Source organism: Gordonia sp. B8661-1 (assembly GCF_059427765.1).
The window spans coordinates 369,997-382,910 of sequence record NZ_JCAHRL010000002.1; the positions used below are offsets into that span (position 1 = coordinate 369,997).

Below are 12,914 nucleotides of genomic sequence, written 5' to 3' on the forward strand. Positions count from 1 at the left end.
GTGGTGGACTTCGGCGGGTGTTCGTGCCCAGAATTAGCTGGGGGTCATCTCGTGCGCACGAATCGGTAGGCGGGCGCCGCCGCGACATCCCTCGTCGACGGTGCACAGCCTGAGGACAGGAGATGCACTGTGTCGGAAGACAATGCGGGATCGCCGGGCGACAACCGGCCACCGGATCACCGGCCGACGGCGGGTGATCAGCACACCGCCAAGGTCATCGGTGTCACCGTCGCCGCCGCCGTCGGCGGATTCCTGTTCGGTTTCGACAGTTCCGTGGTCAACGGTGCCGTCGACGCGATCCAGAACAATTACGGCCTGGGCGATCTGTTCACCGGATTCGCCGTCGCCATCGCACTTCTCGGCTGTGCCGTCGGCGCCTGGTTCGCCGGCCAGCTCGCCGACATCTGGGGCCGCAAGCGGGTGATGCTGCTCGGCTCGGCGCTGTTCATCATCTCCGCGATCGGTACCGCCTACACGCAGACGGTGTGGGATCTCCTGGTGTGGCGTGTACTGGGCGGCATCGGAATCGGTATCGCCTCGGTGATCGCGCCCGCCTACATCGCCGAGATCGCTCCGGCCCGCTACCGGGGTGCACTCGGGTCGATGCAGCAGCTGGCCATCACGCTCGGCATCTTCGCGGCCCTGCTGTCCGACAATCTGCTGCAGAGCAGCGCCAACGGACCGGAGAACGATCTGTGGTGGGGCCTGGAGGCCTGGCGCTGGATGTTTCTCGTCGGCGTGGTGCCCGCCATCGTGTACGGCGTTCTGGCGCTGACGATTCCGGAGTCGCCACGCTACCTCGTCGGCCGCGACCGCGATGAGGAGGCCGCGAAGATCCTGCGTGATGTCACGGGCGAGGAGAATCCGCTCGAGCGTGTCCGCGAGATCAAGCTGACCGTCAAGCGTGAATCCGCGTCGTCGCTGCGCGACATCCGCGGGCCGTCCTTCGGACTGCATCCGCTGCTGTGGGTGGGTATCTGGCTGGCCATCTTCCAGCAGTTCGTCGGCATCAACGCGATCTTCTATTACTCGACGACGCTGTGGAAGTCGGTGGGCTTCAGTACCGACCAGGCGTTCACGACGTCGGTGATCACCTCGGCCATCAACGTCGTGATGACCGTGGTCGCAATTCTTTTCGTCGATCGCATCGGGCGGCGCAAGCTGCTCCTGGCCGGCTCGGTCGGTATGTTCATCGGCCTGGTGATGGCCTGTGTGGCGTTCACGCAGGCGGCCTACAAACAGTCGGGCATGGTGGGCGACGTCGCGTGCACCGCGGGCAATACCACCAAGGATTGCCTGACGCTGCCCGGCAATTGGGGCGTCGTCGCGCTGATCGGTGCGAATCTGTTCGTGGTGGCCTTCGCCGCCACGTGGGGACCGGTCATGTGGGTGATGCTGGGGGAGATGTTCCCCAACCGCATCCGCGGTGTCGCGCTGGGTGTGTGCACCGCCTTCAACTGGCTGGCCAACTTCACCATCTCCATGCTTTTCCCGCAGGCCTCGGAAAGCCTTGGGCTGGGCTGGGTGTACGGCTTCTTCGCCTTCTGCGCGGCCGCATCGTTCTTCTTCGTCCGCGCCAAGGTGCGGGAGACCAAGGGTATGGAACTCGAGGACATGGACGGAGTCGCCCAGGACTCGCTGTCCCACCTCGAGGCCGTCCGGGCCGCCAAGACCAAGAGGGGCTGAGCGCTGTCCGGATAGCGCTACCGCGCAGCGCTTCTCATCTCGACGAGACTGCCGATGAGAAGTCGCTGCGCGGCGAAGTAAGTGGCGAGCACCCAAGCCTCGGCCACGGCGGCCAGCCGGTCGTCGCCAATCAAATGGCGACGATTCATGATGGTCAGATCCGACAGCAGGAACAGCCAGCCGCCGACGCGCATCCGCGGTTGCGGACGACGCATCTCGGAAGCGGTGGCCGACATCGTCGCCAGCGTATTGCCGTAGGCGCCCAGCACGGGGAGCAGGCGTGGCCGATGGATCGCCAGTACGGCAGCGGATTCGGCGAGGATCGCGGTGCGCAGCAGCAGCGGACCCGCCTGTGGCCGGGCGCCGTGGCGCAGCATCGCGCCCGTCAGGCAGAGTTGCGCACCGGCGAACAGGGCGGCGCCCACGCGCAGCCGACGATCCTTGCGGGTGAGTGACGACCGGTCCGAATCGGCGTCCTGCGGGGTGAATTCCTCCACCAGCATGGCGCGGTCTCCGGCAGCCGAGAAGGCGATGGCGCCGGCGAGCAACAGATTGTCGAGCGGCTGGCGCCGGTGAGCCGTACGGAACGCCCGCCACGCCAGTATCGCGATGGGCAGCGGCTTGGTCAGCGCCGCACCGCGCGGGTGGTGGACGGCTCCGGTGATCGTCGCGAGAGCGGTGGTGACGGCGTAGGCGTTGTCGCCGGTCAGTGCGTCTTCCAGCTGTGTGCGTGAAACTCCGCGGACTGCACGTTGTTTCGGGATCAAGCGGTCACCACGCCGACGGCGGGGAGGAAGAAGCAGGAGCGACCGTTGGCGTTCGCCGTGCCGTAGACCGCCGACAGGATCTGGCCCTTGCCGGTGTCCACCGGAGCGAGCCGGACTCCCGACAGCAGGGGCAGTGCGGCGAGCGCGGGCGAGTTCGCGACCGGCTTCAGGTCGGCGAAGCCACCCTTCATCGTGGCGGTGTTGAACCATGCGACCTGCATCTTGCCGTTGGTCGTCGGTGCGGCGGGGACGAAGGCGTAGGCGGTCTGCCCGTTGTCGACCAGATTGAGCTTCGGCAGCGTGATGGTCGGCAGCGGGAACGGGAGCTTCGGCTCCTGCGCGAGCGGCCACGGTCCCGCGACCGCGCCGGCGCCCGCGGTGACGAGACCGAGAGGATTGTCGGCGGTGGGGGCGGCGCAGAACGGGGCGACCGACGGGCTCAAGGGCTGGATGCCGAGAGCGCGGAGGATGGCGAGCGGATCGGCCGACGGCGTCACCGGTGACTCCACCGGATGCACGGTGGCGGCGCGATCGGCGACCTGCTCGGCCGAGAGTTGCCCGACACCACTCATCACCGCCTGCGCGGCCTCGAGCGCCATCCGGTCCACTCCCGCCTGCTTCAGCATGCGGACGGCGGCGGCCAGCTCGCTGTCGAAGGGGATGGCACCGAGCGCGAGGCTGTTGTCCGGGACCAGCAACGGTTCCGCGGGCGCGGTCACCGCGGGGGCGGCGAGGGTTGTCACCGCGGTTGCGGCAACGGCGACCAGACCCATGCGCATGCGGCGGGCGGTGCGGGATGACGTACGTGCAATGGCCATGATCGTGCCCCTTCGGGAAGAGCCCCACCTGTGGCGTGTTACAGATGTGGCTGATGTTGCTTGTGTTAAAGGAAGCACGTCGCCACGGATGACTTCAAGTCGTGAGTCCGACCTGTGACATCACCGCGACCGACCGGCGACCGGGCCGGGCGTCGGCCGTCCGCCACAGAAAAATCCCCGGTCAGCCTGCTCGACCGGATATATCCGGTCGGCGATGCTGAGCGGGGATTTTTCTGTGGAGATTCCCGGGGCGATCAGATGATCGCGATGCCGATCGTCGGGATGATGCCGCAGGACTGCGGACGTCCCTTCTTGTTCTTGGTGGTCACGTCGCCGTAGATGGTCGAGATGACACGGCCGCGTCCGGTCTTGGCGATGCCGGTGAAGGTGCCCGGGCCGTCGGTGGCGTTGATCTTCGCGTTGCGCTTGAGCGGGATCTGGCCGCTGCGGCCGTTGTCCAGGTTCAGCCAGGTCACCGACAGCGGCCGGGCCTTGTTGTCCAGGGCCGGACCGGTGCCGAGGCTGGTGTAGACGAAGCCTGCCTCGCCGCGCTTGGGGCCGGGGGCGGGCGCCTGCTGCGGTCCCGCGGTGAGCAGTGCGCGCCCCAGCGAGATGCCGCCGTTCGGGCTGCCATTGCCCTCCATGCATCCGAATCCCAGAGTGGGATACAGGAATTCCTGGATCTTCGGAGCGTTCGGGCCCTTCGGGATCTCCGGATCGCCCTTCTTCCGCTCGGCGACCTCCTGGCGTTCGGCGGCTGCGACGGCCTTCGGGCCGGGGGCGCTGATGAAGTCGAGGACCGAGCCCCAGATCTCCTTCGCCTGCGGCGGCAGGCCCGGGGCGGACGCGAGGGTGCGTGCCTGCGCGACGAGTTGCGGATTGATCTTGCCGTCGGGTCCCTTGGTGGTGACCGCGCCGATGATCGCGGGGGCGAATGCGCCGAGTGAGTCGAGTACCTGGCGATCGGCCTTGGGTGCGGCGGCCTCCGGGGACGCCGCCGACGGTGCGGCCTCGGCAACCGCGGGCAATGCCAGCGACGTCGCGGCGGCGATGCTCACGGCGGTCACCGCGAGGCGGCGGGTGGAGGGGCGGTGCATGCGGCGCGCACGCACGGTCTGAAGTGCTGACAGACGCACTGGTTCCGGTCCTAACGGTCGTCGGTTGCGGTCGTGGAGTGCGTCCGGATGGTCGCACGTCGCGCGGTCGTCGCGCGTCGCCCGGCGGGCACTGCGCGTCATTCTATGCGGTCGTCAATACGGTCCGCTGTCAAGGCACCCTACTGCGATCCTGTGTGACTGCTGAGGATGGTGATGCAATTGTTACTGATGTTACTAGCAGGTGACGGGTCGTCGCGAGCATCGCCACCTGGTTAGATCGAGCCCGTGGTGCAACGTGACGTGACTCGACATCCAACCCGCCCACCCGTCGGCGTGGGTGGACGCCGCCGGCCGGCGCGGACGGCAGTGCTCCTGCTGGTCGCGGCCGTGGTGGCCGCCGGATTCACCGCCTGCGGCGACGACACCGAGTCGGGTGCCGAGGTGACGATGCTGACCCACGATTCGTTCACGCTTCCGGATTCGGTGTTCGACGCGTTCCGGCGCGAGACCGGGCTGACCCTCAAGGTCATCAAATCCGGCGACGCGGGGCAGCTGGCATCGACGATCTCGTTGACCCCGGGGTCGCCCAAGGCGGATGCGGTGTTCGGTGTCGACAACACGTTCGCCTCCCGGCCGATCGAGGCGGGGGCGCTGCTGCCGTACGCCTCGCCCGCCGCGGCGGACGGCTCTGCCGACTTCGCGGTGCCCAACGGCCGGGATCAGCTCACCGCGGTCTCCCGCGGCGACGTCTGCCTCAACATCGACGACACCTGGTACGCCGATCGTCAGCAGGAGCCGCCCACCAGCCTGCGGGATCTGCGCGATCCGAAGTACGCCGCGCAGGCGGTGCTGCTCGACCCGGGAACGTCGTCGCCGGGCATGGCCTTCCTGCTCACCACCGTCGGCGTCCTGGGAGAGAATTGGCCCGAGTACTGGAAGACGTTGCGCGCCAACGGGGTGACGATCGTGTCCGGTTGGGAGATCGCCTACAACCAGTTGTTCAGCGCGGGTGCGGGCAAGGGGGACAAGCCGATCGTGCTGTCCTACGCCTCGTCCCCGGCCGCGACACCCGGCACCTCTGCGCTGCTCGACAGCTGTTTCCGTCAGGTCGAGTACGTGGGAATTCTCAAGGGCGCCAAGAACACCGAGGGCGCCCGGAAGCTGGTCGACTTCATGCTGAGTCCGACGGTGCAGAAGGCGCTGCCCGACTCGATGTACGTCTATCCGGTGCAGAAGAACACGCCACTGCCGGACGGCTGGCAGCAGCGCGCGCCCGTGCCCCGGTGGACGGTGAATCTGCCGCCCGAGTACATCGCACAGAATCGTGAGTCCTGGCAGCAGCAATGGCGCGACGCCGTGGGGCGGTGACCATTCGTCAGCTGGCGTCGGGCGTCCTGGGGGTACTGTCCGCGGCGTTCATCGTGATCTTCTTCGGGTGGCCGCTGGTCGCGCTCACCCGGCGTGCGGTGGAGGTCGGCGACGGCACCGGATTCAGTGAATTGTGGCGACGGACCGATGCATGGGGGCTGCTCGGCTTCACCCTGGGGCAGGCGGCGCTGTCGGCCGTCCTCGCCGTGGTGGTGTCCATCCCGATCGTCTGGCTGGTCGGCCGCGTGGACATCCCGGGTTCCGCGTTGCTCATGGTGGTGGTGACGATTCCGTTCGTGCTGCCGAGTGTCGTTGTCGGAGTGGTCTTCCGGGCCGTGCTCGACGGCCCGCTCGCCTTCCTGGACCTGAGTGGCGGCCTGTGGCCGATCCTGCTCGCGCATGCGTTCCTGAACGTGGCTGTGGTGGTACGGATCGTCGGTGCCGCCTGGCGATCGATCGATCCGCGTCTCGCCGAGGCGGCCCGGACACTGGGGGCGTCGCCGCTGCGTGCGTTCGTCGGCGTCGTGCTGCCGCGTCTGCTGCCGGCCGTCGGTGCGGCGGCCGCACTGGTGTTCCTGTTCTGCTCCACCAGTTTCGGTGTGGTCATCGTGCTCGGCAACGGGGAGATCCGCACCTTGGAGACCGAGATCTACACCCAGGCCATCAGTTACTTCCGGTTGCCGGAGGCGGTGGCGCTGTCGGTGATGCAGATCGTCGTGGTCGTCGCGGCGTTGCTGCTGACCCGGTTGTTCGCCGATCCCGGCGCAGGGGGATCGGCACGGGAGGGCGCCGATGGGGCGCGGCGCCGTCCGCGTGGGAGGCACTGGCTGCCGGTCGCCGCCGCCGTGGTGTGGACGGTCGTACTTCTCGCGGGTCCGGTGGTGGTGCTCGCCGTCCGGTCGATCCGGCCGACCGCGGGCGGCTGGTCGCTGGCCGGATATCGTGCACTCAGCGAATCGGTGAACGGTGTGACACCGCTTGCCACACTGCGCTATTCGATCGTCACGGCGACCCTGGCGATGATCATCGCGGTCGTCGTGGGAGTGTCGGCGGCGCTCGCCTTACGGGGAGCGCGGGGCCCGGTCGCCGTCATCGGGAATCTGGTCGCGACCGTGCCACTCGGGGTCAGCGCGGTGACCCTCGGATTCGGTTATCTGATCGCCCTCGCCGCGGCCGGCCCGGCGATCGCCGCGTCGCCGTTGGTCATCCCCTGCGTGCAGGCGCTCGTGGCGATCCCGGTGGTCGTGCGGATCGCGGTGCCCGCACTGGCCTCGGTGCCGGACCGGTTACGGCAGGCCGCGACCTCGCTGGGAGCCGGTCCCGTCCGGGTGTTCTGTACGGTGGATCTGCCGATAATCGCCCGGTCGCTCTGCGCCGCTGCCGGTTTCGCGTTCATCATGGCGTTCGGTGAGTTCGGTGCGACGGGTTTCCTGGCCCGCGCCGACACCACCACGATGCCCGTGCTGATCGGGTCGGCGCTGAACCGTCCGGGCGCGGACAATCTCGCGACCGCGATGGCCGCATCGACGGTGATGGTCGGGGTGACGATACTGGCGATCCTGGTGGTGGAGGTCCTCCGTGGGCGATCCGGGTCCGGAAGTGTAGGGGCAGGAATCTGAACATGCTGGAAATCGAGGATGTGACGGTCGGTTACGGGTCCACGGCGGTGCTCGACGGTCTGACGTGGCAGGCGGGCACGGGCGGCTCGGTCGTGACCGCGCTGCTCGGCCCCTCCGGATGCGGGAAGTCGACCCTGCTGCGGGCCATCGCCGGACTGGAATCGTTGCGAGGAGGGCGGATCCGGTTCGACGGCGTCGACCTCTCCGGCGTACCGCCGCACCGGCTCGACTTCGGGGTGGTCTTCCAGGACGGGCAACTGTTTCCCGGCCGCACCGTCGCGTCGAACATCGCCTACGGGTTGCGCATACGCCGGTGGTCGCGGGCCGACATCGACGCCCGCGTGCGAACGATGCTGGAGCTGATCCGGTTGCCCGAGTTGGGCGACCGTCGCGTCGGTGCACTCTCCGGTGGGCAGGCCCAGCGGGTCGCGCTCGCGCGGGCACTGGCCCCACGCCCCCGTCTGTTGTTGCTCGACGAGCCGCTGGCCGCCCTCGACCGGCGGCTTCGGGACCGGCTGGCGATCGATATCGCGGATATCGTGCGGGCGGCGCAGACACCGACCATCGTTGTGACACATGATCACACCGAGGCCGCGATGATGGCCGACACGATCGCCGTGATGCGCGAGGGCGCCATCGTGCAGACGGATGCTCCCGCCCACCTGTGGGCCGCACCGGCCGACGACTGGGTGGCGGGTTTCCTGGGCGTCACCACCATCGTCGATGCGACGGTGACGGCCGGGGTCGCGGAGACGCCCTTCGGTCCGGTCGCCCTGACCCGGAGCGACGGCCCCGTGCGGATCGGGCTGCGTCCGGAATCGCTTCTCGCGCAGGCGTTGCCACCGACGGGCGCCGACGCGGCGGGCATTGTGCAGTCCACGGTCGACCTGCCGGCGGGCAGGCGCGTACGTGTGCGCACCGCCGACGGTGACGTCACGGCGGTCAGCGCCGGTGCCCTGACCGTCGGTGACGAGGTGACACTCGCACCGATACCGCAGCGGGTGGCGGTGATCGGCGGATGAGCGGCCGGATCGTGGTGGCGGGTGCGATCATCGACGCGCCGGAGGGCGGCGTACCGCGCCTGCTGCTGGCTCGCCGCACCTATCCGCCGGAGGTGGCGGGGCTGTGGGAACTGCCGGGCGGCAAGGTCGAGGCGGGGGAGACGCAGGCCGCGGCACTGCGCCGGGAACTCCTGGAGGAGCTGGGTGTCGACGTCGGGGTCGGTGTCCCATTGGCCGCGACGATCCCGTTGCGGAGCGATGTCACGCTGGTCGCGCACTGGGCCGTCATCGAACAGGGCGAGCCGGAGGCCGCCGAACACGATGACATCCGCTGGGTCGACGCGGAGAGCCTGCGCGCGATGTCGGAGATCGGTGCCCTGGTTCCCGCCGACACGGCATGGGTGCCGGAACTGCTTGCCGCACTGGCGCCCGGTCAGCCGGAGGACGACGCGTCGTCGAGGTGATGATCAACGGCCTGTTCGATCAGCGCCCGGACGACGTCGTGGGGTGCGCGGGTGCCGGATCCCACCTCCAGTGAGCGGTTGGCGCCGAGTACGGCGATGCCGTGAATCGCGGTCCAGAGTCCGATCGTGCGCAAACGCTGCGTGTCATCGTCGGAGCGCGGCGAGTTCTCGATCAGCCGTGACAGATCCTTGAGCAGCGGGAGGGTGAGTTCGCGGAGATTCCCGCCCGCGCCGTCGAGAAGGTCGTGCCGGGTGATCAGGTCGAACATCGCGCGCCGATCCCGGGCCATCGACACGTAGGCGTTTGCGGCCGCGATCAGTCGATCTCGAGGTGCACGGTCGTCGTCGCTCAGGATCGGGCGGACCACGGTGAGCAGATCGTCGATGCCGGAGCGTGCGACGGCCGCGAGCAAAGATCGATGCGTGGGGAAATGGCGGCGCGGCGCTCCGTGCGACACCCCGGCGCGGCGTGCGATGGCGCGGAGCCCGACGCCGTCGAGACCTTCGGTGTCGAGGAGTTCGACTCCTGAGCGCACGAGTTGTGTGCGAAGGGACTCGGCACTCGATGTCGCCTCTGCCCCGGAAGTCATGTTGACAGTGTCTACCGCATGGGGCACGGTGTCGAGTAGACATTGTCTACGGGAGGTATACGGCGATGACGTGGTACCGGGTCTGCAAGTACCTGCTGATCGGCCCCGCGCTGTGGTTGTGGCTGCGACCGCGGGTCGTGGGGCGTGAGCACATCCCGCCTGCCGGTCCGGTGGTGATTGCCGCGAACCACAGCTCATTCGTCGATTCCCTGCTGATCTGCCTTGCCGTCCGCAGGCCGGTGGTGTTCGTCGCAAAGGCGGAGTACTTCGACCGGCCCGGGCTGCGCGGCGCGATGCAGCGGTGGTTCTTCACGGCGACGGGACAGGTGCGACTCGATCGGTCGGGCGGTGACTGTTCGGCCGAAGCGTTGTGTGCCGCAACAGAATTACTGTCATCCGGGGGCGCGTGGGGCATCCATCCGGAGGGCACGCGGGTACCGGACGGAGCGGTACATCGTGGTCGTACCGGTGCGATGCGCGTCGCCCGCACAGTGGGTGCCGTTGTGGTTCCGGTCGGCATTCGAGGTACCGAACGGACGGGCAGTCGATCCCCGTTGCGCCGCCGGAACGTTGCCGTCGTCATCGGCCGTCCGGTGCCGCCCGACGTCGTAGCGGGCGATCCGAGACAGGCCACGGACGTCCTGATGAGCGCGGTGGCCACACTCGCGGGCCGCGACTACGTCGACGACTACGCATGACCGGCCGCCGCCAGAACGAACCCGGCGGGCTCATCCACTCGGACGAAATTCCGTCAATCGACCGTATTTACGTGCGTCCGGGACTAGTTTGGGTCGACTCGTCGACCGGCGGGTCGCTGGTTCGATTGAGGAGCACGAATGAAGAAGATCCAGGTCATGGCCGCAACGCTCGGCATGATCGGTGTGGTCGGCGTGATCAGTGCTTGTGGGGACGACGACAAGAGCACGGCCTCCGCCACCGGAGGTTCGGCCAGCGTCACCGTCGACGGCCAGAAGCAGGAGGTCGACACGAAGGCCGTGGTGTGCACCGAACAGGCGGGGAAGTTCGTCATCGCCATCGGCGACAAGACCGCGGGCAAGGGTGTCGGTGCGACATTGACCACCGGTGATTCACCGGAGGTCGAGACCATTGCGCTCGGGTCGATCGGTGGACAGAACATCGGTTACAGCAAGGGCATGCCCGGTGGCGAGGCGAAGGTCACCAAGGACGGCAAGTCCTACACCATCACCGGCTCCGCCACCGCGGTGGACATGGCCAATCCCGCGGCGCCGGCGAAGAAGTCCTTCGAGGTCAAGGTGACCTGCCCGTAATTCCCTGATCCGCAGTTCCCGGGCCCGTCGATGTCGGAGGTCGGCGGGCTCTCTGCTGGGTCGCGAGTCCGGATCCGTACCGTGATCACGGTCTGTGATCGCCGTCTCACCGAAGTTACCGATATCCTGTACCGCGTTGAGTTCTCGTTGGTGCGCACTGCTTCACCCGGCCTTTGCCTTGCGCCGCCGCCATCGCAGGCCCCGATGGATCGAACCTGGAACTACCCACCGACATACCGATAGCGAAAGAGACGTCTGTGAGCGCTGCCCCCAATTTCCGTAACGTCGCGATCGTCGCGCACGTCGACCACGGCAAGACGACGCTGGTCGACGCGATGCTGCGCCAGTCCGGCGTCTTCGGTGAGCGCGCCGAACTCGTCGACCGCGTGATGGACTCCGGTGACCTCGAACGCGAGAAGGGCATCACCATTCTCGCGAAGAACACCGCGGTCCACCGGCGGCAGCCGGACGGCACCGAGGTCGTCATCAACGTCATCGACACCCCCGGTCACGCCGACTTCGGCGGAGAGGTCGAACGCGGCCTGTCCATGGTCGACGGCGTCGTGCTGCTCGTCGACGCCTCCGAGGGGCCGCTGCCGCAGACCCGCTTCGTGATGCGCAAGGCGCTCGCGGCGTCGCTGCCGGTGATCCTGGTCGTCAACAAGACCGACCGCCCCGACGCGCGGATTCAGGAGGTCGTCGACGAGAGCCAGGATCTGCTGCTCGACCTGGCATCCGACCTCGACGACGAGGCCGCGGCCGCCGCCGAACTGGCACTCGAGTTGCCGGTGCTCTACGCATCGGGCCGCGCCGGCATCGCCAGCACCGAGCAGCCAGCCAACGGCGAGGTGCCGTCCGGCGAGAACCTGGATCCGTTCTTCGACGTGCTGCTCGAGCACGTCCCCGCGCCCAAGGGCGACCCGGACGCGCCACTGCAGGCACATGTCACCAACCTCGACGCGTCGGCCTTCCTCGGGCGTCTCGCGCTGGTGCGCATCCACAACGGAACTCTCCGCAAGGGACAGACCGTGTCGTGGTGCCGTGAGGTCGACGGTGAACCGGTCATCGAGAAGGCGAAGATCACCGAGCTGCTCGCGACCGTCGGCGTCGACCGCCAGCCCGCCGAGTCCGCGGTCGCGGGCGACATCGTGGCGGTGGCCGGCATGTCGGAGATCATGATCGGCGACACCCTCGCCGACCTCGACGATCCGAAGCCGTTGCCCCGCATCACCGTCGACGAACCGGCCATCTCGGTGACCATCGGCACCAACAGTTCGCCGCTCGCGGGCCGCGTCTCCGGACACAAGCTGACCGCCCGCATGGTGAAGTCCCGGCTGGACTCCGAACTCATCGGCAACGTCTCGCTGCGGGTCGTCGACATCGGCCGTCCGGATGCCTGGGAGGTGCAGGGCCGTGGTGAGCTGGCGCTGGCCATCCTGGTGGAGCAGATGCGCCGCGAGGGCTTCGAACTGACCGTCGGCAAGCCGCAGGTGGTCACGCGCAAGGTGGACGGCAAGGTGCAGGAGCCCTTCGAACACCTCACCATCGACGTGCCCGAGGAGTACCTGGGTGCGGTCACCCAGCTGCTGGCCGCCCGCAAGGGACGCATGGAGCAGATGAACAACCACGGAACCGGTTGGGTGCGTATGGAATTCATCGTTCCTTCGCGCGGCCTCATCGGTTTCCGGACCGAGTTCCTCACCGAGACCCGCGGCACCGGCATCGCCAATGCGGTCTTCCACGGCTACGACGCCTGGGCCGGCGAGATCCGTGCCCGGCACACCGGTTCGCTGGTCAGTGACCGCAGCGGCACGGTGACCCCGTTCGCGATGATCCAGCTCGCCGACCGCGGCACCTTCTTCGTCAACCCGGGCGACGACTCGTACGAGGGTCATGTGGTGGGCATCAACCCGCGCGCCGAAGACCTCGACATCAACGTCACCCGAGAGAAGAAGCTGACCAATATGCGTCAGTCGTCGGCAGACGTGATGGAGACGCTCGCCAAGCCGATGCACCTCGAGCTCGAGGGCGCCATGGAATTCTGTGCCGCCGACGAGTGCGTCGAGGTGACCCCCGAGGTGGTGCGGGTGCGTAAGGTGCACCTGGACGCGTCCACTCGTGCGCGGGAGCGCTCGCGCGCGAAGACCCGCGACCAGGCTGCCGGCTGACGGTCGGAGGACGCCGTGACCGGGGGTGGTTCGCACCCTGCTGACGC

The 12,914-nt window shown here is 68.1% G+C and carries 12 protein-coding genes; 8 read left to right on the forward strand and 4 right to left on the reverse strand.

The genetic code is table 11. The features are described 5' to 3' along the window. The first annotated feature begins 216 nt into the window (after positions 1–216). Complete coding sequence (locus tag AC4JJG_RS05730; RefSeq protein ID WP_495400489.1) at positions 217–1,686, forward strand: sugar porter family MFS transporter; 1,470 nt, start codon at positions 217–219, stop codon at positions 1,684–1,686. A 17-nt stretch (positions 1,687–1,703) separates the two neighbouring features. Here AC4JJG_RS05730 and AC4JJG_RS05735 read toward each other — a convergent pair whose 3' ends face one another. The 3 genes from AC4JJG_RS05735 to AC4JJG_RS05745 form a co-directional block, all read right to left on the reverse strand. Continuing rightward, positions 1,704–2,396 (reverse strand): lysoplasmalogenase family protein, encoded by a 693-nt coding sequence (locus AC4JJG_RS05735; protein WP_495400490.1) that lies wholly within the window; start codon positions 2,394–2,396, stop codon positions 1,704–1,706. Positions 2,397–2,449: 53 nt separating this feature from the next. Next, positions 2,450–3,271 carry a hypothetical protein gene (locus AC4JJG_RS05740; RefSeq protein ID WP_495399971.1) on the reverse strand — a complete coding sequence of 274 codons (822 nt, stop codon included), beginning with the start codon at positions 3,269–3,271 and terminating at the stop codon, positions 2,450–2,452. A 254-nt stretch (positions 3,272–3,525) separates the two neighbouring features. Next, positions 3,526–4,407, reverse strand: a complete 882-nt coding sequence (locus AC4JJG_RS05745) for an Rv1157c family protein (RefSeq protein ID WP_495399972.1) — start codon at positions 4,405–4,407, stop codon at positions 3,526–3,528. A gap of 261 nt (positions 4,408–4,668) precedes the next feature. On the opposite strand from AC4JJG_RS05745, the gene AC4JJG_RS05750 reads away from it, so the two are divergent. Genes AC4JJG_RS05750 through AC4JJG_RS05765 form a run of 4 tightly spaced genes read left to right on the forward strand, consistent with a single transcriptional unit; the run spans position 4,669 to position 8,820 of the window. After that, positions 4,669–5,736, forward strand: coding sequence for a thiamine ABC transporter substrate-binding protein (locus tag AC4JJG_RS05750; RefSeq protein ID WP_495399973.1), 1,068 nt, complete (start codon positions 4,669–4,671; stop codon positions 5,734–5,736). Further along, the gene (locus AC4JJG_RS05755) at positions 5,712–7,355 is read left to right on the forward strand and encodes an ABC transporter permease (protein WP_495399974.1); all 1,644 of its coding nucleotides are present in this window, start codon (positions 5,712–5,714) and stop codon (positions 7,353–7,355) included. Before AC4JJG_RS05750 ends, AC4JJG_RS05755 begins: the two co-directional genes overlap by 25 nt. A gap of 2 nt (positions 7,356–7,357) precedes the next feature. Further along, positions 7,358–8,377, forward strand: coding sequence for an ABC transporter ATP-binding protein (locus AC4JJG_RS05760; protein ID WP_495399975.1), 1,020 nt, complete (start codon positions 7,358–7,360; stop codon positions 8,375–8,377). Then, on the forward strand, positions 8,374–8,820 hold the full coding sequence (locus AC4JJG_RS05765) for a (deoxy)nucleoside triphosphate pyrophosphohydrolase (RefSeq protein WP_495399976.1): 447 nt from the start codon (positions 8,374–8,376) through the stop codon (positions 8,818–8,820). Before AC4JJG_RS05760 ends, AC4JJG_RS05765 begins: the two co-directional genes overlap by 4 nt. Here AC4JJG_RS05765 and AC4JJG_RS05770 read toward each other — a convergent pair. Beyond that, entirely contained in the window at positions 8,790–9,410 is a 621-nt protein-coding gene (locus tag AC4JJG_RS05770) for a TetR/AcrR family transcriptional regulator (RefSeq protein WP_495399977.1), read from the reverse strand. The two genes, AC4JJG_RS05765 and AC4JJG_RS05770, sit on opposite strands and share 31 nt — an antisense overlap. A gap of 65 nt (positions 9,411–9,475) precedes the next feature. On the opposite strand from AC4JJG_RS05770, the gene AC4JJG_RS05775 reads away from it, so the two are divergent. The 3 genes from AC4JJG_RS05775 to typA all read left to right on the forward strand — a co-directional run bounded on the left by AC4JJG_RS05775 (position 9,476) and on the right by typA (position 12,867). After that, entirely contained in the window at positions 9,476–10,108 is a 633-nt protein-coding gene (locus tag AC4JJG_RS05775; protein WP_495399978.1) for a lysophospholipid acyltransferase family protein, read from the forward strand. 138 nt (positions 10,109–10,246) lie between these two features. Next, positions 10,247–10,699 (forward strand): lipoprotein LpqH, encoded by a 453-nt coding sequence (locus tag AC4JJG_RS05780; protein WP_495399979.1) that lies wholly within the window; start codon positions 10,247–10,249, stop codon positions 10,697–10,699. Positions 10,700–10,956: 257 nt separating this feature from the next. Then, the gene (gene typA / locus AC4JJG_RS05785; RefSeq protein ID WP_495399980.1) at positions 10,957–12,867 is read left to right on the forward strand and encodes a translational GTPase TypA; all 1,911 of its coding nucleotides are present in this window, start codon (positions 10,957–10,959) and stop codon (positions 12,865–12,867) included. Positions 12,868–12,914 lie beyond the last annotated feature (47 nt).